Source organism: Azospirillum sp. TSH58 (assembly GCF_003119115.1).
Taxonomy (GTDB): domain Bacteria; phylum Pseudomonadota; class Alphaproteobacteria; order Azospirillales; family Azospirillaceae; genus Azospirillum.
In genome coordinates this window covers 2248701-2269076 of the sequence record NZ_CP022364.1, presented here as the reverse complement: position 1 = coordinate 2269076, position 20376 = coordinate 2248701, and the positions used below count along the sequence as shown (strand labels likewise).

The window sequence follows — 20376 nt, the reverse complement described above, 5'->3', positions numbered from 1 at the left end:
CAAAGCCGGACGGGCTCAGGCGCTCGCCACCGACGTGGTGGGCTCCTCGGGCAACGGGTGGTGGCGGTCGCCGACCATCAGCACGGCGATGGAGAAGACCGTGCCCTTGCCGACGCGCGACCGGACATCGACCTGATGGCCGAGGATCTGCGCGGTGCGCCGGACGATCGAGAGCCCCAGCCCCAGCCCGCGCCCGCTGTCCCGCTGGTCGGTGCCGCAGCGGTAGAAGTCGTCGAAGATCAGCTTGAGCTGGTCGGCGGGGATGCCCGGCCCGGTGTCCCACACCTCGACCAGCGCGTGCCCGTCGCGGTGCCGGCAGCCCAGCAGGATCGTCCCGGTCCCGGCGTAGCGCAGCGCGTTGACCAGCAGGTTGCGCACCATGCGCTCCAGCAGGACCGGGTCGCTGAGCACGCAGGCGGAGGTCGGGACCATCCGCAGCACCATGCCCTTGCTGGCCGCCTGCTCCGCGAACTCGCGGTTCAGCCGGTTGGCAATGTCCTGGAATGGGAAGACGGTGGGGCGCGGCTTGACGTTGCCGGCCTCCAGCGCGGAGGTGTCGAGCAGCGTGTTGAGCAGCGTGTTGCCGGCGGCGATCGCCTCGCCCAGCTTCTCCGCCACCTCCATCTGCTTGGCGTCGGACAGGCGGGCGGACAGGATGTGGTGGAACAGGCTCATCGCCTGGAAGGGCTGGCGCAGATCGTGGCTGGCCGCGGCGAGGAAGCGCGACTTGGCCCGGTTGGCCCGCTCCGCCTCGGCATGGGCCTCCGCCAGCGCCTCGCGGATGCGCACACCGTCGGAGATGTCGATGGCGGCGCAGATCACGCCCGACACCGCGCCGACCTCGTCCCGCAGCGGCTCGACGATCAGGTCGAACACCTGCTCCGGGCCGGGCGCCCCTCCGATGCGGACCTCCTGCCGGGAGCCGGTGCCGGTGTCCAGCACGGCCCGCTTCACCGCGTCCAGCCGGGCCGCGTCGTCCGGCGCGTGGATTCCGGCGTTGGTCCGCCCGATGAAGGTTTCCGCCGCCCGCCCGGTCTGCGGGTTGTACATCCACATGTAGCGCAGGTTGCGGTCCAGGCTGAACACGGCGACCCGCGAATGGCGCAGCGCCATGCGGAACCGCTCCTCGCTTTCGCGCAGCGCGCGGGCCATGGCGGCGCGGGCGCGGGCCTCGGTCACCAGGAGGCGCTTGGCCTGCGCCTCGCGCCGGGTGTAGCCGGCCAGCGCGCCGGTCAGAAGAAGCCCCATCACCAGGACGATCCAGGCCGGATAATCCACCGGCCCCAGCCGCGGTTCGGGCGGAATCGCCAGCGCCAGGGTCCAGCGCCGGCCGCCGATCAGCAGATCGCGCTCGACCACCGTCTCGCCATCCTTGCGGATCTCGCTGAAGGGCATGCCCTCCCGGCTCGCGGACGGGGCGTCGAGGTCGCGGGACGCCAGGACCCGCCCGCCGTCCCCCGCCGGCCCGTCGAGCAGATGCACGGCCCCGTGCAGGCCGTTCACGCGGTTGCCCGCCTCCTCCAGAAGGCGGGCGATGCCGAAGACCGAGGCGACGTAGCCGGCGACTTCCGCGCAGCGGTCGGCCCCGTCCATCTCGTCCACGGGATAGCGGTAAACGGGAAGATACAGGCCGATGCTGCGCCCGGACTCCCCCCGTTGACGCGGCGGCAGGGCCTCCGTCGCCGTCGGTTCGCCCGACGCGCAGGCCCGCGCCAGCACCTCCGCCCGGTTGGGCAGGGACAGGATGTTGATCCCCTGCCCGAAGACCCCGCCGCGCTCCGGCTCCACCAGCGTGTTGACGAACAGATCCCCCTGGGAGGAGGCCGGGGGGGCGCCGGCGGTGTCGCCGCCCGTCTCATCCCTGTTCTGAACGGCCCTGTTCTGAACGGCCCTGTCCTGAACGGCCCCGTCCTGAACAGCCCCGTCTTGAACCGCGAAGTCCTGGCGTCCGGCGGCCCTCATGTCCGCCTCCAGCGCCGGAACCTCGGCCGGCGGAACCCGACGCACCCAGGTGACCGACCACAGTCCGGGATAGAGGGGCATCATCGGCCGGACCGCCGCCGCGAAGGCGTCGCGGGTGGCCGGGCGGGCGTCCGAAAAGGCCGAGCGCAGCGTGCGCAGCAGCAGCGCGTGGCTGCCGATCCGCTCCGTCAGGGCGTCGTGGAACTGGGCGAACTGCCGCTCGTGCTGCGCGCGCTCCGCATCGCGGTTGGCGGCGCGCATCTGGAAAAAGGCGCCCAGGGTCAACGTCAGGCCCGCGGCGACCAGCACCGGAACCGCAAACGAGCCCCGCCTCCTTCTGTCCAGCAGCGCCATGCCACCCGTTCCCAAACGCCTTATCACCGAAATCGTCGGATCGTTCGACTATAGCAAGCAGCCCCACGCCTCGATAATGGAAAAGCCCTTATCCTCCCAAATGGATAGTATGTTCCGGGGAGAACACCGGGGCGGCCGACTATTGATTGTCATTTGCAAGGGGATTGCGCGCCCATTTTGATGTCAATCCTGCAATACAAAGCCGGCGATGGGGCTCGGCACTTCAAAGCGACCCGAAACCTCCTCAGGACTTCAGCCGCTCGCGACCGAGAAGCCGCGCCACCGCCCCCCGCAGGGCCATCGGCGCCACCGGCTTGTGAAGCAACGGATATCCGGACAGCCGCGCCTCGCGCAGGCGCATCGGATCGGTGTCGCCGGTGAGGATCAGCCCGGGCAGCGTGGCGTCGAGCGCCTTGCCGATCTGGCGGATGGCGACGATCCCGTTCATCGCGCCTTTCAACCGCAGGTCGGAGATGACGAGGTCGGGTGGCTGCGGACCGGGACCCAGCCGCTCCAGCGCGTCGTCCACCGAGTCCGCGGCGACCACCGCGCAGCCCCATTGGCCGAGCAGCGCGCCCAGCGCGTCCAGCACCATCGGGTCGTCCTCGATGACCAGCACGCGGGCGCGGCTGACGTCCGCGCCGGGAGCGGGGGCATCGGCGGGACCGGGTTCCGCGGCGGCCGGCGGCTCGTCCGCACCGTCCGCCGCCCGCGGCACCAGCACCGCCAGCATCGTGCCGCGGCCGGGCGCCGAGTCCACCTCGAGCCGGTGCCCCAGCCGCCGCGCCAGACCGCAGGCGAGCCGCAGGCCGAGATCGATCGCCGAGGGGTCACCCGAGCCGTCCGGGCGCTGGAACTCCTCCCTCAGGGCGAGAAGCTGGTCGGGAAGCAGGCCGCGACCGGTGGACCACAGTTCGATCCGCAGATGCGCCCCCTGGCGGCGGCAGCCGAGCACGACCCGCCCCCGCTCCGTGTGGCGCAGGGTGCTGGCCACGAATCCCTGAAGGATGCGCTCCAGAAGCGAGGCGTCGGTGGCGACCCGCACCGAGCAGGGCAGCACCGAGAAGCGCAACCCCCGCCCGTCGAGGCGCGGGGCGGCGTCCAGCGCCACCCGCGTCAGGATGCCGTTGACCACGGGCGCGCCGATGTCCGGCTGCACCAGACCGGCCTCCAGCCGCACGAGGTCGAAATGCCCGTCCACCATCCCGCGCAGCGACTGCACCGCGTTGCCCATGGCGTTCAGCAGGTCGCGCGCCGCCGGGTCGTTGAGGGCGCCGCCCCGCCCCGGAGCGCCCTTGCCGCCACCCGCCGCGGCCCCGTCGAGCCGCCCTTCCAAGGCCCCCAACAGGAGCGACAGGGCGGCCAGCGGCTGGCGCAGGTCGTGGCTGGCCGCGGCGAACAGGCGGCCCGACAGGTCGGCGCCCGCCGTGGGCCCGGCCCCCGCGGCGTCCGCTCCGGCGGTGCGGCGGATGAACCCGCCTCCGCTGAGCGGCCAGTCGGTGACGGTGTGGCCGGGCGGCAGACAGCGGAACAGCGGCGCCAGCGCTTCCGGCAAGGCGCCCTGGACCAGAAGGCGGCCGGCGCCGGCCAGCGCCTCCGCCGCCTCGTTCCAGGCGGTCAGCCGGTCGTCGGCGTCGAAGACCAGGACCGCGCCGTGCCGTCCCACGCCATGCGGATAAGCTCCTTCGCTCGTCACGGGCGGCGTCTCCCACTGCATGCACGCGGTTTCCTGGCGACCGGAAGCGGTCCCCTGCGAACAGGCTACGGATGCGGCGCCCAGGATCAAGCCCACCGTTCGTCCGACCACCGACAGGACTATTCGGCTTGGCATCCGGCACGGCGCCCGGCCTTGCCTTCGAGGCCGCTGACCACGCGAACAATTCAGCGCATTTTTATATAAAAGTCAAGAAAAGGCCATGAGCATGGTCCGGAACACCGTAGTAACGACAGAGGTTGTCGCAATTTGTCGGTTGCATGTTTCTCAAAAGTTTTCGACTATGCGGCCAATGGATGCCGTGATCGAACCCCCTTTCCGCGACCGACAACCGGAGGCGGCAACGCCGGCTGGCGCGGCGCCTGCTGCGCTTTTGGATCGCGGCGGGCCGGAGGGGAACGGTACGGCCGGCCTTGCACGGGTTGGCGATGCGCCGGCAACCAGAACACCGGCCGACGATGCCCTGATGGGCGCGGCGCTGGCGGCGCTGGCCGACGGAATCGGCGTTCTGGCCGCGGTCCGTGACGGCACCGGCGCCGTCGACGACTTCGAGTGGCTGACGGCCAACCGCGCGGCGGAGCGGCTGTTCGGGCATCCCCTGACCGGGCGCCGGCTGCGCGCCGACGATCTCCAGGATGGCGAGGGGGCCGGCCTGTTCGCCTGCCTCGCCGATTGCCTGATGGAACGCCAGACGGTGCGCCGTCTGGTGATCGCCCCAGGCGGCGCGCGCTGGCGGATCGCCGCCACCCCGCTCGACACCCCTCCTCCGGGCGCCGACCGCGCGGCGCCGACCGTCTGCGTGTCCCTCGTGGAGCTTGGCGCGGAGGTTCCCGCCGTGCCGGAATCGCACCGCGCCCACCGGGCCAAGGCGGAGTTCCTGGCGCACATGAGCCATGAGCTGCGCACCCCGCTGAACGCGGTGCTGGGCTTTTCCGAGGTGCTGCTGGCGGAGACCTTCGGCCCGCTCGGCTCCCCCCGCTACCGCAGCTACGCCGCGGACATCCACGCCAGCGGCACGCATCTTCTGTCGCTGATCGACGGCATCCTGGACCTGTCGCAGAGCGAGACCGCCCGGACGGACATGCAGGAGGAGGCCATCAACGTGGCCGACGCCGCCCGTCAGGCGCTGGCCCAGGTCGGCGACAAGGCGGCGGCCCGCGGCGTGGACATCGGAGAGGATCTGTCCAGGGACCTGCCCCTGCTCTACGGCGACGCCCGGGCGCTTCAGCGGATGCTGACCAACCTGCTGTCGAACGCGGTGAAGTTCACCCCTTCGGGCGGGCAGGTGATGCTGTCGGCCAGCCCCATGCCGGACGGTGGGATCGGGCTGATGGTGGCCGACACCGGCGCCGGCATCGCCGAGGACGAGTTGGCCCGCGTCCTGGAACCGTTCGGCCGCGCCGACATGGCCGTCCCCCGCGGCGCCACCGGGACGGGCATCGGCCTGCCCGTGGTCAAGCGGCTGATGGAGATGCACGGCGGGCGGCTCGACCTCTACAGCGAGCCCGGCGCCGGCACGACGGCCATCCTGATGTTCCCGCCGCGGCGCAGCCTGCCCCATGCGGCTTCCCAGGGCATTCCCCACGCCGCTGCCCGCGCCTGACCCTTCCGCGCGGCCTGGATACGGCAAAAGTCCCTTGGCAAAGGCGCGAAGCCGGGTCATTGTGCCCCTTCGTTCCTGAACTGTTCCATTCGAAATGGCCGATATCCTGTTGCAGGGCGACGAGCCGCCGATCCCGGCGGGCGGCGCCGTCCCGATCTTCCGCGGGGTGCGCCGTGCGCTGGCCGCGCGCGGCTTCGTCAGCATGGCGGAGTTCCGGCTGGCCAGCGGACGCCGCGCCGACGTCCTGGCGATGGACGGCGCCGGCACCGTCGTCATCGTCGAGGTGAAAAGCTGCGTGGCCGATTTCCGGTCCGACCAGAAATGGCCGGACTACCGGGACTGGTGCGACGCCTTCTACTTCGCCGTCGACGACGCCTTCCCGGCGGAGCTGATCCCCGACGACTGCGGCCTGATGGTCGCCGACGCCTACGGCGCGGAGATCCTGCGCGAGGCGCCGGAACACCGGCTGGCCCCGGCGCGGCGCAAGGCGCTGACCCTGCGCGCCGCGCTCACCGGGGCCGGCCGCCTGCACCGGATCGAGGACCCGTCCTGGAGCCAGGACACCTCGCCAGTGTGAGCGCCCGGCGCGGCCGCTCCATCCGGCCGCTCCATCCGGTTGAAGCTCCCCGAAGCTCCCCGAAGCTCCATGGCAAAGCCGCGCCAAGCCGGTGTACTCTGCGCCACCAACGGGAACGGGCGGGCCGACATGCACGCACAGGACGCCGGGCCAGCCGCCGCGGCGCAGACGCACCATCACGACCGCGGCCCGCGGATGGAATCCCCTGGGATCGGCGCTCCCGGAGTCGGTGCACCCAGGATCGGCATCGGTTGGATCGCCGCGCTCGCCCTGGCCGCGCTGCTGGCCGGCGCCGGGGCCGGCGGCTCCGTGTGGCTCGCCCTGGCCGAGATGGACGCCCGCGCCCGCGGCCAGGCCGCCCGCAGCCTGGACGAGGCGCTCGACCTCATGCGCGTCGCGGAGCTGGCCGCCGGGCTGACCGCCGACGCGGCCGAGCTGGAAGCGGCGGGCACCGCCCAGCGCCGGCTGGCCGCCCACAACGCCCTGCGCCAGAGGACGCACCAGCTCGGCGCCACGCTGGACACCCTGCCGCGGGATTGGCACGCCGAGCTGCGCTTCGCCACCCTGGCCATCCGCGCGGAGGCGGACGAGCTGAACGCCACGGTGGAGCGCCGCCTGAGCGTGCAGCACAGCCTTCAGGATCTCGTCGGGCAGGTGGCGGCCCGCAGCGAGGCGCTGGCGGCGGCTCTCGCCGCATCGCGCACGCCACCGCCGGACGGTGAATCGCTGCGCCGGATCGACGATTCACGGCAGGCGGTGGCGCTGCGCCTGCTCGCCACCACGACGGCGCCGGCCACCTCGGCGCGGGGCGATTTCCGCAAGGCTGCCGGTGCGCTGTTCGACGCTTTGAACGAGCTGCCGATCGACGCCGCGAGCCCACGCCGCGCCGATGCCGCGCGCCAGCTCGTCGCGCTGGGAATGGACGACCAGAACCTCTTCGACCTGCGGCAGGAGGTGGAGGCGCTGACCGCCAAGGCGGCGGGGATCGCCGCGCTGCTGCGCGGCACCGCCACGGACCTTGCCCAGCGGAGCGGCCGCGGCGCGCTGGCCCTGCGCGACGGGCTGCGGGAGGGGGACGCCTCCCACGTCCGCTGGGCGGGCATGGAGTTGTCCGCCGCCGCCCCGGCCGGGGTCGGACTCGTCACCGGACTGGCGGTCCTCGCGGCCGGGCTGGGCGTCGCGCGGAGCCGCGCCCCGCGCGTCCCCCGGTCCGATCCGGACGGGGCGAAGCGGACCGGTGCGCCGCCCGACACGCCCCCGCTGCGCGTCCTGCTGGCCGAGGACGAGCCGGTCAGCCAGCAGGCCGCGGCCATGCTGCTGCGCCGCGCCGGTCACGAGGTGACGGTGGTGGGCGACGGGCGGGCCGCCCTGGCGGCGGTGCAGGGCGACCGCTACGACCTCGTCCTGATGGACATGCAGATGCCGGATATGGACGGGATCGAGGCGACCCGCCGCATCCGCGCCCTCCCCCATGGGGCCGGAACCGCGGCGGCGGGGCTGCGCATCGTCGCGCTGACCGCCGCCTCCGCGCCCGGCGCGGTGGAGCGCTGCCGGGCGGCGGGAGCCGACGCCGTCCTTGAGAAGCCGCTGCGCCTGCCCGTGCTGTCCGCCCTGCTGGACCGCCTGTCCACAGGCTCCGGCGCGGCTTCCGCCGTTGCGGGCAAGGCCCTGTCGCCAGAGCAGGAATCCGCCCTTCCCGTGTTCGATGAGGACGCCATCCTCCAGATGCGCGAGCATCTGCCGGCGGAGCGGGTGGCCGCCCTGGTGACCAACACCCTCGTCACGCTGCGCGGCTACCACGCCGCGCTGGAGCAGGCCTGGACCGCCGGGGACCGGGCGACCGCCGGGGCCATGGCCCACAAGATCGCCGGAGTGGCCGGAATCTACGGCTGCGTGGCGCTGCGCGGCGCCGCAAGGTCGCTCGAAGCCGCGCTGGAGACCGGCGACGGCGATCCGGACGCCCTGCGCCGCGCGCTGGACGCCGCCGTTCCGCCGGCGCTCGCCGCCCTGGACCGCTGGAGCGGCGGCTGACGCGACCGTGCGTTCGCCTTGGACTCACATCGCCTTCAGCGCACGGCCACCGGCTGGCTCGGCCCCTCGCCGTCCGGAATGTCGGAGCGGCCGGCGCCCAGATCCTTCTGCATCATGACCACGTCCAGCCAGCGCCCGAACTTCAGCCCGACAGCCTCGACCACGCCGCAGGTGCGGAAGCCCAGCGCGCTGTGCAGCCCGATCGACCCGGCGTTCTCCGACCCGCCGACCAGCGCCACCATCTGGCGGTAGCCCTGCGCCACGCAGCGGTCGATCAGCGCCTGGAGCAGCAGGCGCCCGAGGCCCTGGCCGCGCGCCGCCTCGGCGATGTAGACGGAGTCCTGGATGGTGAAGCGGTAGGCGGAGCGCACATGGTAGGCGCTGCCGTAGGCGTAGCCGAGGACCACGCCGTCGCGTTCCGCCACCAGCCAGGGCAGCCCGGCGCCGGTGATGGCACGGAAGCGCCCCTCCAGCTCCGCCACGTCGGGCGGCTCCTCCTCGAAGGTGCCGACGCCGTGCCGGACATGGTGCTCGTAGATCCGCTGGAAGGCGGGGACGTCCTCGATGCGGGCGTCGCGGAGGGTGGGGGCGCTGGTCATGGCCGGGGGCGATCCGAAGAAGGGGCCGTGGATTGGCGGGACGGCCATCCTGCCGCACGCATTTTGCTGTCGCAACCGTGCCACCCAGCCGATATGTACAGAACTGGAACGCGCCCTGTGCAACAGGGCTTTTAGGGCAGGGCTTTTCAGGGCAAGGGGTTGGAAGCGATGAAGATCAACGGCCGGACGGTGCTCGTCTGCGATTGCGCCCACAGCATGGCGCTCGACGGCAAGGCGTTGGCCAGGGCCTGCGGGGCCGCGGCGGGGGCGGAGGGCGAATTGCCGGTCGCCACCCAGCTCTGCCGCACCCAGCTCGACCGGTTCGAGGCGCGCGTGGCGGAGGGCGCCCCGCTGCTCGTCGCCTGCACCCAGGAGGCCCCGCTGTTCGCGGAGATCGCCGCCCAGGACAATCCGGAGGCCGCCCTCGCCTTCACCAACATCCGCGAGCGCGCCGGCTGGTCGGACGAGGGCGCGCTGGCCGGGCCGAAGATCGCCGCCCTGCTGGCCGAGGCGGCCATGGACATCCCGCCGACCGGCACGATCACCCTGGCGTCGGAAGGCACCGCGCTGGTCTACGGCACCGACGAGCGCGCCATCGAGGTGGCCCGGCAACTGTCCGGCAGCCTGGACGTGACCGTGCTGCTGAAGTCCCCGAAGGACGTCGCCCCGCCGCGCGTCATGGATGTGCCGGTCTTCAAGGGCACCATCCGCGCCGCCAAGGGCTGGCTCGGCAATTTCGAGATCGTCGTGGACGACTACGCCCCGGCCATCCCGGCCTCGCGCGCCGTCCTCGGCTTCGAGCCGCCGCGGCACGGCGCCGCCTCGCGCTGCGACGTGATCGTGGACCTGACCGGCGGCGCGCCGCTGTTCCCGGCGCACGGCAAGCGCGACGGCTACCTGCGCCCTGATCCGGACAGCCCCGCCGCCGTCGCCAAGGCGGTGTTCGAGGCCGCCGATCTGGTCGGCGAGTTCGAGAAGCCGCGCTACATCGACTTCAAGGCCGACCTCTGCGCCCATTCGCGCAGCCGCAAGACCGGCTGCACCCGCTGCCTGGAGGTCTGTCCGACCGGCGCCATCACGCCGAACGGCGACCATGTGGCGATCGATCCGCACATCTGCGCCGGCTGCGGTTCCTGCGCCTCGGTCTGCCCGACGGGGGCCAGCACCTACGCCCTGCCGCCGCTCCAGACCGTCTACGAGCGGCTGCGCACGCTTCTGTCCTCCTACGCCAAGGCCGGCGGGACGGAGCCGGTGCTGCTCGTCCACGACCCGCGGCACGGCGACGAGATGATCTCGCTGATCGCGCGGTACGGGCGCGGCCTGCCGGCCCGCGTCCTGCCCTTCGCGGTGAACGAGGTGACGCAGCTCGGCTTCGACGTGTTCGCGGCGGCGCTCGCCTATGGCGCGGCGCGGGTGCGCGTTCTGGTCGGGCCGGGCAACGCCGGCGAGACGGCGGGGCTGGCCAGCCAGATCGGTCTGGCGGAGACGGCGATGGCGGGCCTGGGCTACGGCTCCGGCCGGGTGTCGATCATCGACGCCCAGGACCCCGACGCGGTCGCCGCGGAGCTGTGGAGCCTGCCGCGCGAGGGCGCTCCCGCCCCCGGTTCCTTCCTGCCGATGGGCGGCAAGCGCACCGTCACCATGCTGGCGCTGCGCCACCTGCACAAGGTCGCGCCGGAGCCGGTGGAGGTCCTGCCGCTGCCGCCGGGCGCCCCCTTCGGGCGGGTGCAGGTGACGGTGGAGGGCTGCACGCTCTGCCTGTCCTGCGTCGGCGCCTGCCCGACCGGGGCGCTGCTCGACAACGCCGACAAGCCGATGCTGTCCTTCTCGCAGGACGCCTGCGTGCAGTGCGGCCTGTGCAAGACGACCTGTCCGGAGAAGGTCATCACGCTGGTCCCGGAGATCGACTTCCGCGACAGCGCCCGCGGCGCCAAGGTGCTGAAGGAGGAGGAGCCCTTCTGCTGCGTCAAGTGCGGCAAGCCCTTCGCCACCAAGTCCTCGATCGACAAGATCGTGGCGGTGCTGGCCGGGCGGCACGCCATGTTCGCCACGCCGGAGGCCGCCGACCGCATGCGCATGTGCGGCGACTGCCGCGTCGTGGACCAGTTCGAGCGGGGCGACTCGCCCTTCGCGCTGGGCGCCCCGCGCGCGCCGCGCACGACCGAGGACTATCTGCGCGAGCGGGAGCTGGCCCAGAACACCCCGAACGGCAACGGCAACGGCAAGGATGGCGGGCCGGACGGCGGCAGCATCCACTGAGCGCGGCCAGCGGCCCCACCGCGGCGCCGGGACTTGATCCCCGTCAAGTCCCGGCGTCCCGCCCCGTGGTCTCCTGCGCCTGAAATTCCAGGTGGCGAAAAATCCGCAACTCGGACCTATATATCAGGATCGGGTTCGGCGTCATAATCGCCGCCCGGACTGCACGATACGGACCCCCTTGGGGAGAAGCCTGACGATGACGACCGTTCCGCCGACCGCCGCCGCCCCGCTCGTCGACCCCTTCGGGCGGACCGTCAGCTATCTGCGCGTGTCCGTCACCGACCGCTGCGACCTCCGCTGCGTCTACTGCATGGCGGAGGACATGAGCTTCCTGCCCAAGGCGGAGGTGCTGACGCTGGAGGAGATCGACCGCGTCTGTTCCGCCTTCGTCAAGCTGGGCACCCGCAAGCTGCGCCTGACCGGCGGCGAGCCGCTGGTCCGCAAGGGCATCCACGAGCTGATCCACAGCCTGGGCCGCCACGTGAAGGCCGGCGACCTGGACGAGCTGACCCTGACCACCAACGGCACCATGCTGTTCAAGTACGCCGGCGATCTGGTGGAGGCCGGGGTGCGCCGGATCAACGTGTCGCTGGACACGCTCGACCCCCACAAGTTCCAGGCGATCACCCGCTGGGGCCGGCTGGACAAGGTGCTGGGCGGGCTCCAGGCCGCCAAGGAGGCGGGGCTCCAGGTCAAGATCAACACGGTCGCGCTGAAGGGCGTGAACGACGACGAGTTCCACCGGCTGGTCGGCTGGTGCGGCGAGCAGGGCTTCGACCTGACCTTCATCGAGGTCATGCCGATGGGCGAGATCGGCGACGAGGCGCGGCTCGACCAGTATCTGCCGCTCAGCCTCGTCCGGGCGGAGCTGGCCAAGCGCTGGACGCTGGACGAGATCGACTACCGCACCGGCGGCCCGGCCCGCTATGTGCGGGTGGCCGAAACCGGCGGGCGCATCGGCTTCATCACGCCGCTGACCCACAATTTCTGCGAAAGCTGCAACCGCGTGCGGCTGACCTGCACCGGCACCCTCTACATGTGCCTGGGCCAGGAGGACGCCGCCGACCTGCGCACCCCGCTGCGCCTCAGCGACGACGACGGGCTGCTGGTCCAGGCGGTGCGCGACGCCATCGCCCGCAAGCCCAAGGGCCACGACTTCATCATCGACCGCCGCCACCAAGGCCCGGCGGTGCCCCGCCACATGAGCGTGACCGGCGGATGATTCCCATTCCGCCGAACGCCCTCGCCCCTCTGGGGAGAGGGAGGAAACCCACGCCGCAGGCGTGGGGAGGGTGAGGGGGTTGCACGTGGTGGTGCGTTCGGCAAAAGCTCATCCCCCTCACCCTGCCCCTCTCCCCGGAGGGGAGAGGGAACATGAAGTGCAACCGCCCCACCCGTCGACCGAAGCGGCCTTCTGCAACCGGGCACTCTGCGCTATGGTCCCCGTGACATGACCGAAACCGCCGCCAAGCTGCCCGCCGATCCGACCCTGGACCCGCTGGCGCCCGATTCCTCGGCCCGCAAGCCCGCCGACCTCCGCATCGCCTTCTGCGCGGCGAACACGGAAGAGGCGATGCGGGCGCGCACCCGGCTGGTCCACCGCTACGGCAACGCGCCGCTGGAGGACGCCGACGTCGTGGTGGCGCTGGGCGGCGACGGTTTCCTGCTGGAGACGCTGCACCGCGCGCTGAAGCGCGACGGGCAGAACCCGCCGCCGGTCTATGGCATGAACCGGGGATCGGTCGGCTTCCTGCTGAACGTCTTCCGCGAGGACGAGCTGGCCGAGCGGCTGGCCAGCGCCCAGAGCGTCAAGCTGCACCCCCTGCGCATGAGGGCCACCCGCTGCAACGGCGAGCAGGTGGAGGCGCTGGGCATCAACGAGGTGTCGATGCTGCGCGAGACGCGGCAGGCTTCGAAGCTGCGCATCACCGTGGACGGAGTCGTCCGGCTGCCGGAACTGATCTGCGACGGCGTGCTGGTCGCCACCCCCGCCGGCAGCACCGCCTACAACCTGTCGGCCCACGGCCCGATCATCCCGCTGGGGGCCGGGGTGCTGGCGCTGACCCCCATCAGCTCCTTCCGGCCGCGGCGCTGGCGTGGCGCGCTGCTGCCCCACAGCTCCAAGATCACCGTGGACATCCTGGAGGAGGTCAAGCGCCCGGTCAGCGCCGTGGCCGATTCGACCGAAGTGCGCGAGGTCATCCGTGTCGACGTGGAGGAGGCGCGCGACGTCGCGCTGACCCTGCTGTTCGATCCGGAGCTGAATTTCGAGGAGCGGATTCTGAAGGAGCAGTTCTCGCCGTAACCCGCGCCGACCGTCGGTTACTCGGCGGCACGGCGCACGGTGCCGGCCTGCGCGTGGGCGCAGATGCGGCGGGTCAGCGTGGTCAGGTCGGCCTGGAGCCGGGCGAAGCCCTCGTTGCGCTCCAGCGTCTCCTCGTTCATGTAGAGGCGGCGGTTGATTTCGAGCTGAAGGGAATGGCGGCCCCGCGCCGGGTTGGAATGGCGGGACACCAGCTCGACCCCCTTGAAGGGATGGTTCCGCGTGACCTTGTAGCCGAGCCCGGTCAGCACCTCTTCGACCAGGGCGGTGAAGCCCGGCTCGCAGGTGGTGCCGTCGCGGTCGCCCAGCACGAAATCCATGCCCAGCTTGTGCGCCGCTCCCGGCCCGACCGCGGAGGGCATCGAATGGCAGTCGATGTGCCAGACGGCGCCGAACCGGGCAGCCAGATCGTCGATCACGCTGGCGACCTGGAAATGATAGGGCCGGTAGTAGCGGTCGATGCGCTCCGCCACCTCGGCGACCGACAGCCGCCCGTCGTAGAGCGGCATCCCCGGACGGCACAGCGTGCGGATCAGCCCCATCCCGGCGGCGCTCTTCTCCGTCGGCCGCAGCGGTTCGGGCCAGCGCCCGTCGAGAAGCGCCGGGTCGATGTCGTCGATGGCCCGGTTCGCGTCGATGTAGGTGCGCGGGAAGAGGGCGCAGAGCAGAGTGGCGCCATGCTCCGGCGCGTGGGCGAACAGCTCGTCCACATGGGTGTCCTCGGCCTGCCGCAGGGTCGACAGCGGGCAGACGAAGGCGAAGTCGCGCGGGTAGACGGTGCCGCTGTGCGGTGAATCGAAGAACACCGGCAGGCGCGGGACGATCGGATCGTTGCGGACGAGCACGTCCTCGATCACGAAACTCATGGCTGACCCCGGTGTACCAACTGCGCCGACCAACCGCGGCACCTGCCCGGAAGGCATAGCAGGACGCTGCGGCGGATGGATTCGGGTATAGACGATGGCCGGGTGCCCGTCGACCAAAAACCGTCATACACCGGTAAGGCAAAGGACACGATGAAGCGGGGAAATGGCGGGGCTGGCGCACCGCCGGACTCTCCGCCATACTGACCGTTCGGCGAAAGCGCCCGGCACCGGCCAGACCCGCAAAGGCGAGATCCGCTTGACCGAATCCCTGCCACCGATCGAATTGACGCCGCCGGACATCGGCCCCTACCGCCGTGGCAACACCGGCATCGACCATGTCACGACGCTGGAGTCCGGGCGCTCCGGCCCGCACGCCGTGATTGTCGCGCTGATCCACGGCAACGAGATCGGCGGGGCGGTGGCGATGGACCGGCTTTTCCGGATGGGCGTCCGCCCCACCCGCGGGCGGCTGACGCTGGTCTTCGCCAACACCGCCGCCTATCACGGCTTCGACGCCGAGCGGCCCTACGCCTCCCGCTTCGTCGACGAGGACATGAACCGCGTCTGGTCGCCGGACGTGCTGGACGGCCCGCGCGACAGCGTGGAACTGCGCCGCGCCCGGCAGCTCCGCCCCGTGTTCGACGCGGCGGACGTGATTCTCGACCTGCATTCCATGACGGCGGACACCCCGCCCCTGACTCTGTGCGGACGGACCGACCGCGCCCGCGCGCTGGCCCGCCGGCTCGGTTACCCGGCCTGGATCGTCGCGGACGAGGGGCACGCGGCGGGGCGGCGGGTGATCGACTACGCGGACTTCGCCGAGGCGGAGGGGCGGCGCACCGCCATCCTGGTCGAATGCGGCCAGCACTGGCGGAATGAGACGGCGCTGGTCGCCCTGGAAAGCGCCATGCGTTTCCTGCTCGCCCAGGAGATGATCGACCCGTCGCTGGCCGACCGCCACATCCGCCGCCACGCCGATCCGCTGCGCACCGTCGAAGTGACCGAGGCGGTGACCGCGGAGACCGACGAGTTCTTCTTCGACGAGCCTTATGTGGGCATGGAGATCATTCCCCGCGCCGGAACGGTCCTGGGCCGCGACGGCGACCGCCCGATCGTGACGCCCTACGACGACTGCGTGCTGATCATGCCGGCGCGGCGCCCCAAGTCCGGGCAGACCGCCGTCCGGCTGGGGCGGATCGTTCCTTGAACCGAACTCAATACACGGCATGACCATCGGACCGGGGTTTCGGCCCTTCGCGCTCGCCCTCGCGCTGGGGACGGCCGGGGGCGCGCTGTTCAGCTATTTCCATCTGCCGCTGGCCTGGATGATCGGCGCCATGACCGCCACCACGGTCGCCGCCATGGCCGGTGTCGCGCTGCATGTGCCGAAGCCGCTGCGCAACGCCATGATCATGATCCTCGGCGTGATGCTGGGCAGCGGCTTCACCCCGGACATCCTGGGGCGGCTCGGCGAATGGAGCCTGTCGCTGGGCGCGCTGACCGTCTATCTCGTGCTGGCGACCACGCTGGGGGTGCAGTATCTGCGCCGCGCGGGCCGGCTGGACCCGCCGACCGCCTTCTTCACCGCCACCCCCGGCGGGCTGAACGAGATGGTGATGGTCGGCACCCAGATGGGCGGCGACAGCCGGACCATGGCGCTGTCCCACGCGCTGCGGGTGATGCTGGTGGTGCTGGTCATCCCCTTCGCCTTCCAGGCGCTGGGCCTCTACGACCCGGCGCGGCGCGGCGCGCTCGGCCCGCCCCTGCTTTCGCACGCCCCGCTGGACGTGGCGCTGCTGTCCGCCTGCGCCCTGGGCTATCCCCTGGCGAAGCTGCTGCGCATCCCCGCCGCCCAGATCGTCGGGCCGATGCTGCTGTCCGCCGCGATCCACCTCGCCGGCCTGACCGAGGGCAAGCCGCCGGGCGTGCTGGTCGCCGCCGCCCAGGTGGTGATCGGGGCGTCTCTGGGCTGCCGCTTCACCGGGCTGAACATCCGTCGCATCGGGCGCGACGGGCTGACCGCGCTGGGCCTCACCGGGCTGATGCTGCTGGTCACCACGGCGGCGGCCTGGATGGTGGACGAGGCCACGGGGCTGGGCCTCGCCGCGCTGATCCTCGCCTTCGCGCCGGGCGGGCTGGCGGAGATGACGCTGGTCGCGCTGGCGTTGAACATCGACGTGGCGCTGGTCGCCACCCACCACATGGTGCGCATCATCCTGATCGTGACGCTGGCGCCCGGCTTTTATCTGCTGTGGCGCAAATGGCGGTCCCGCCGCGGCAAGACCTGACGAGTCGCCACCGGACCGGTGGTCAATCCCGGCGGCCAATCCGCCGCACACGCATGTGTGGATTTTCCGTTGCGTCCATCCCGCGCCCCGTGCGAGGCGGAGGCGCAGACGGGTGGTGGAGCGCCACCACCCCGCCGCTCAACGAGGCTCGGAGGATGAAGGAAATCCTCGGTCTCCTGATCCTGCTGCTCCAGATCGTCAAGGCGATCCTTGATCTTCTGAACCGGCAGTGATCGGGCCGGGAGGCGGGGGGTCGACTCCCCTGCCTCCCAAGCCTGATGATGGCGCCGCACCCGCCCGAATGCAAGCCATCCGATCATTTCACGGCAGGCTTACCCTTTTCCCACTGGGGGTTCGTGTCGATCAGCGGCACGCTGGAGATGGCCATCTTCGCCGAGGCGTCCTTCACCTGCCGGCTGTAGACGACGTAGATGAGCGTGTCGTTCACCCGATCGTAGATGCGTCGGATGGCGATGGACTTGAAGACGAGGCTCTTGCGCTCGGAGAAGACCTCCTCGCCCTTCTGCGACAGCTCGATGTCGCCGATCACCAGCGGCCCGGTGCGCCGGCAGGAGATGGAGGCGTTGGACGGGTCCTCGAACCAGTTCCCCTTGGTCAGCCGGTCGAGCACGCTGCGGTCGAAATCCACCAGATGGCAGGTGATGCCCTTCACCTTCGGGTCCTCGATCGCCTGCACCTGAAGCCCGTTGCCGGTCCAGTCGTTGGAGAAGCGCCCGACGACGAGGTCCTCGGCCAAAGCAGCGGTGGACGCGGCCATCGGTGGCAGCACGGATAGCGCCAGGACCATCAGGCCGCGGCGGATGTTTATCGAAGGGAACGGGCTGCGCATCTCGTGGAACTCCGGTCATCGCGAAGCGGGGCCGCGTGGGCGCGGTCCTGGAATACCCCTAAATCGGGCGGGGGTCCGGCGCCGTCAAGCGCCCCCCGGCCCGCCTATCCCGGAGTGCCTGCCCCCGATGAGCGACCGCACGATCGATCCGCCCCTGACCACGCCGCCGGAGCCGGTGACCGAGCCCCTGCCCCCGGCCCGGAACCCCCGCGACCCGGTGCGGGTGGCGGTGGTGGGGCTGTTCGTCATCGCGCTGCTGTTCACGCTGTATTTCGGGCGCGACGTGCTGCTGCCGATCATGCTGGCGCTGATCCTCAGCCTCCTGCTGCGGCCCTGCGTGCGCGGCCTCTACCGGCTCGGCCTGCCGGAGGCGCTGGGCGCGGCGGTGGTGGTGATCACGGTGTTCGGCGCCGGGCTTGGGACCATCTACGCGCTGGCGACCCCGGCCACCGAGTGGGTCAACCGGATGCCCCGCGTGGTCCATGAGCTGGAGTTCAAGCTGGGCGACATCCGCGAGGGGATCGACCGTGCCCGCGAGGCCTCCCGCCAGATCGAGCAGATGGCCTCCGACCGCAACGGTGCCGCGCGGGAGGTGGTGGTGCGCGGCCCGTCGCTGGCCGAGCAGGTGCTGCATCAGGCGGAGGCGGTGATCGCCAACGTGGTGATCCTCCAGGTGCTGCTCTATTTCTTCCTGGCCCGCGGGCGGCAGAGCCTGGAGGCGCTGATCGGCACGATGCGCGACGTCGACGACCGCGTGCATTACGCCATGGTCGCCGCCACGGTGCAGCAGAACATCGCCGCCTATCTGGCGACCATCACGGTCATCAACATCGGGCTCGGCCTCGCGACGGCGCTGGCGATGTGGCTGTGGGGGGTGCCCAACGCGGCGCTGTGGGGAACGCTCGCCGGGCTGATCAACTACGTCCCCTTCATCGGGCCGGCGGTGATGACGGCGGTGCTGTTCCTGGTGTCGGCGCTGACCTTCGACGGGGGGTTGCACATCTTCGGGCCGCCGCTGACCTTCGTGGCGCTGACGATGGTCGAGGGCAACTTCCTGACCCCGATGATCGTCGGGCGGCGGCTGGCGCTGAATCCCATCGGGGTGTTCGTGTCCATCCTGTTCTGGGGCTGGATGTGGGGCATCCCCGGCGCGCTGCTGGCGGTGCCGATCCTGGCCATCCTGAAGATCCTGTTTGACGCGCACGAGCCGCTGAAGCCGATCGGCGCCCTGCTGGGCTGACGCTCCGGCCGCTGAAGCTCTGGCCGGAGCGGTGCGGGCGTGGCATGGTCCGAGGGAGGAAACGACCGGATGGGAGGTGGGGTGATGGTGGTCAGCGGCTTGACGCTCTTCGTCATCGCGCTTCTGATCTTCGCGCTGGCGCTGGTTCTGCTCGGCGTGCGGACCGTGGCACAGGGCCAGGAATGGACGGTGGAACGGTTCGGCCGCTACACCCGCACGCTCCAGCCGGGCCTGCACCTGCTGCTGCCGCTGATCGACCGGATCGGGCGCAAGCAGAGCATGATGGAGACGGTGCTCGACGTGCCCTCGCAGGAGGTCATCACCCGCGACAACGCCATGGTCACCGCGGACGGCGTTGTCTTCTTCCAGGTGATCGACGCCGCCAAGGCCTCCTACGAGGTCAACAACCTGCAACTGGCGATCCTGAACCTGACCATGACCAACACCCGCACGGTCATGGGCTCGATGGACCTGGACGAGCTGCTGTCGCAGCGCGACCAGATCAACGCCCGCCTGCTCGGCGTGGTGGACGAGGCGACCAGCCCCTGGGGCGTCAAGGTGACCCGCATCGAGATCCGCGACATCCAGCCGCCGCGCGACCTCGTGGACAGCATGGCCCGCCAGATGAAGGCGGAGCGCGACCGCCGCGCCTCCATCCTGGAGGCGGAGGGCCAGCGCCAGGCGGCGATCCTGCGGGCGGAGGGCGCCAAGCAGGCCGCCATCCTCCAGGCCGAGGGCCGGCGCGAGGCCGCCTTCCGCGACGCCGAGGCCCGCGAACGCTCCGCCCAGGCCGAGGCCGAGGCGACCCGGCTGGTCTCCGACGCCATCGCCGGAGGCAGCGCCCAGGCCATCAACTATTTCGTCGCCCAGCGCTACGTCGACGCTTTGACCGCTGTGGCCGCGGCCCCGAACCAGAAGGTGCTGTTCATGCCGCTGGAGGCTGCCAACGTGATCGGCGCCATCGGCGGCATCGCGGAGATCGCCCGCGAAGCCTTCCCGAACCGCCCCCCGAACCAGCCGGCATCAGGCGGACCTGCCGCCGCGCCGCCGCCGGCGCCGCGCGGCCCCTGGAATCGCGAGGAGCCGAACAGGCGCGATGCGCCGGCGCCGCCGGAATCGTAGGGCCGGAGTCGTAGAATTGAGCGAAATTCCGAAGGCGGAGGCGCGATGATCGAATTCTGGCACTGGTGGGTTCTGGCCGTGCTGCTGGGCGCGCTGGAAACGGTGGCGCCGGGGGCGGCCTTCCTCTGGCTGGGCGGGGCCGCCGCGCTGGTCGGCTTCGTGCTGCTGGTCTGGCCGTCCCTGCCGTGGGAGCATCAGGGTCTGCTGTTCGCCCTGCTGGCCATCGCCGCGCTGGTGGGAACCCGCTTCCTGTCCCGCAGGTCAGCGCATACGACGCACACGCCGCATCTGAACCGCCGGACGGCGCAATATATCGGGACGCTGCACACGCTGGACGGCCCCATCGTCAACGGGCGGGGCCGGGCGCAGATCGGAGACGGGCTTTGGACCGTCGAGGGGCCCGACCTCCCCGCCGGCACCCGCGTCCGCGTCGTCGGCGCCGAGGGCACTCTGCTGAAGGTGGAGAAGGCCTAGACGCCAGCCGAACCGGCGCGTCGGGGCTTCGGCGAGATCGTGCCGGATCTGTTCGGCGTGACGCCCCAGCCGCTGCGCCAGGGCGTCCATGCTGCCGTCGCCGGTGGCCGCCGC

16 protein-coding genes are annotated in these 20376 nt (G+C 71.4%); 11 read left to right on the top strand and 5 right to left on the bottom strand.

Annotated elements, in window-relative coordinates; all coding sequences use genetic code 11:
- Positions 1 to 15: 15 nt before the first annotated feature.
- Both TSH58p_RS14255 and TSH58p_RS14250 read right to left on the bottom strand, forming a co-directional pair.
- The gene (locus TSH58p_RS14255; protein ID WP_109068106.1) at positions 16 to 2316 is read right to left on the bottom strand and encodes an ATP-binding protein; all 2301 of its coding nucleotides are present in this window, start codon (positions 2314 to 2316) and stop codon (positions 16 to 18) included.
- Positions 2317 to 2560: 244 nt separating this feature from the next.
- The gene (locus tag TSH58p_RS14250; protein WP_247873826.1) at positions 2561 to 4012 is read right to left on the bottom strand and encodes a hybrid sensor histidine kinase/response regulator; all 1452 of its coding nucleotides are present in this window, start codon (positions 4010 to 4012) and stop codon (positions 2561 to 2563) included.
- A 484-nt stretch (positions 4013 to 4496) separates the two neighbouring features.
- Between TSH58p_RS14250 and TSH58p_RS14245 the strand changes: the two genes are divergently transcribed.
- The 3 genes from TSH58p_RS14245 to TSH58p_RS14235 all read left to right on the top strand — a co-directional run bounded on the left by TSH58p_RS14245 (position 4497) and on the right by TSH58p_RS14235 (position 8241).
- Positions 4497 to 5633, top strand: coding sequence for a HAMP domain-containing sensor histidine kinase (locus tag TSH58p_RS14245; protein ID WP_109068104.1), 1137 nt, complete (start codon positions 4497 to 4499; stop codon positions 5631 to 5633).
- 94 nt (positions 5634 to 5727) lie between these two features.
- Positions 5728 to 6210, top strand: coding sequence for an MmcB family DNA repair protein (locus TSH58p_RS14240; RefSeq protein WP_109068103.1), 483 nt, complete (start codon positions 5728 to 5730; stop codon positions 6208 to 6210).
- Positions 6211 to 6339: 129 nt separating this feature from the next.
- Positions 6340 to 8241, top strand: a complete 1902-nt coding sequence (locus tag TSH58p_RS14235) for a response regulator (RefSeq protein WP_158282552.1) — start codon at positions 6340 to 6342, stop codon at positions 8239 to 8241.
- A gap of 35 nt (positions 8242 to 8276) precedes the next feature.
- Here the strand turns inward: TSH58p_RS14235 and TSH58p_RS14230 are convergent, their stop codons facing one another.
- Complete coding sequence (locus TSH58p_RS14230) at positions 8277 to 8840, bottom strand: GNAT family N-acetyltransferase (RefSeq protein WP_109068130.1); 564 nt, start codon at positions 8838 to 8840, stop codon at positions 8277 to 8279.
- Positions 8841 to 9008: 168 nt separating this feature from the next.
- On the opposite strand from TSH58p_RS14230, the gene TSH58p_RS14225 reads away from it, so the two are divergent.
- The 3 genes from TSH58p_RS14225 (at position 9009) to TSH58p_RS14215 (ending at position 13404) form a co-directional block, all read left to right on the top strand.
- On the top strand, positions 9009 to 11099 hold the full coding sequence (locus TSH58p_RS14225) for a 4Fe-4S binding protein (protein WP_109068101.1): 2091 nt from the start codon (positions 9009 to 9011) through the stop codon (positions 11097 to 11099).
- 196 nt (positions 11100 to 11295) lie between these two features.
- On the top strand, positions 11296 to 12321 hold the full coding sequence (gene moaA / locus TSH58p_RS14220) for a GTP 3',8-cyclase MoaA (RefSeq protein ID WP_014241273.1): 1026 nt from the start codon (positions 11296 to 11298) through the stop codon (positions 12319 to 12321).
- A gap of 228 nt (positions 12322 to 12549) precedes the next feature.
- Positions 12550 to 13404: an NAD kinase gene (locus tag TSH58p_RS14215; RefSeq protein ID WP_109068100.1), complete on the top strand. Its 855-nt coding sequence runs from the start codon at positions 12550 to 12552 to the stop codon at positions 13402 to 13404.
- Between the two features lie 17 nt (positions 13405 to 13421).
- On the opposite strand, the gene TSH58p_RS14210 is transcribed toward TSH58p_RS14215, so the two are convergent.
- A complete protein-coding gene (locus TSH58p_RS14210; RefSeq protein WP_109068099.1) occupies positions 13422 to 14288 on the bottom strand; it encodes an N-formylglutamate amidohydrolase in 867 nt (288 codons plus the stop codon).
- A 256-nt stretch (positions 14289 to 14544) separates the two neighbouring features.
- Between TSH58p_RS14210 and TSH58p_RS14205 the strand changes: the two genes are divergently transcribed.
- On the top strand, positions 14545 to 15495 hold the full coding sequence (locus tag TSH58p_RS14205; RefSeq protein WP_247873825.1) for a succinylglutamate desuccinylase/aspartoacylase family protein: 951 nt from the start codon (positions 14545 to 14547) through the stop codon (positions 15493 to 15495).
- A 19-nt stretch (positions 15496 to 15514) separates the two neighbouring features.
- Positions 15515 to 16576, top strand: coding sequence for an AbrB family transcriptional regulator (locus tag TSH58p_RS14200; protein WP_109068097.1), 1062 nt, complete (start codon positions 15515 to 15517; stop codon positions 16574 to 16576).
- Positions 16577 to 16892: 316 nt separating this feature from the next.
- Here TSH58p_RS14200 and TSH58p_RS14190 read toward each other — a convergent pair whose 3' ends face one another.
- Entirely contained in the window at positions 16893 to 17426 is a 534-nt protein-coding gene (locus TSH58p_RS14190; protein ID WP_109068095.1) for a CreA family protein, read from the bottom strand.
- A gap of 127 nt (positions 17427 to 17553) precedes the next feature.
- Here TSH58p_RS14190 and TSH58p_RS14185 point away from each other — a divergent pair, with 127 nt between their 5' ends.
- The 3 genes from TSH58p_RS14185 to TSH58p_RS14175 all read left to right on the top strand — a co-directional run bounded on the left by TSH58p_RS14185 (position 17554) and on the right by TSH58p_RS14175 (position 20262).
- Positions 17554 to 18666, top strand: a complete 1113-nt coding sequence (locus TSH58p_RS14185; protein ID WP_109068094.1) for an AI-2E family transporter — start codon at positions 17554 to 17556, stop codon at positions 18664 to 18666.
- A 69-nt stretch (positions 18667 to 18735) separates the two neighbouring features.
- Positions 18736 to 19788, top strand: a complete 1053-nt coding sequence (locus TSH58p_RS14180) for an SPFH domain-containing protein (RefSeq protein ID WP_109068093.1) — start codon at positions 18736 to 18738, stop codon at positions 19786 to 19788.
- 45 nt (positions 19789 to 19833) lie between these two features.
- Complete coding sequence (locus tag TSH58p_RS14175; RefSeq protein WP_109068092.1) at positions 19834 to 20262, top strand: NfeD family protein; 429 nt, start codon at positions 19834 to 19836, stop codon at positions 20260 to 20262.
- The last annotated feature ends 114 nt before the right edge of the window (positions 20263 to 20376 follow it).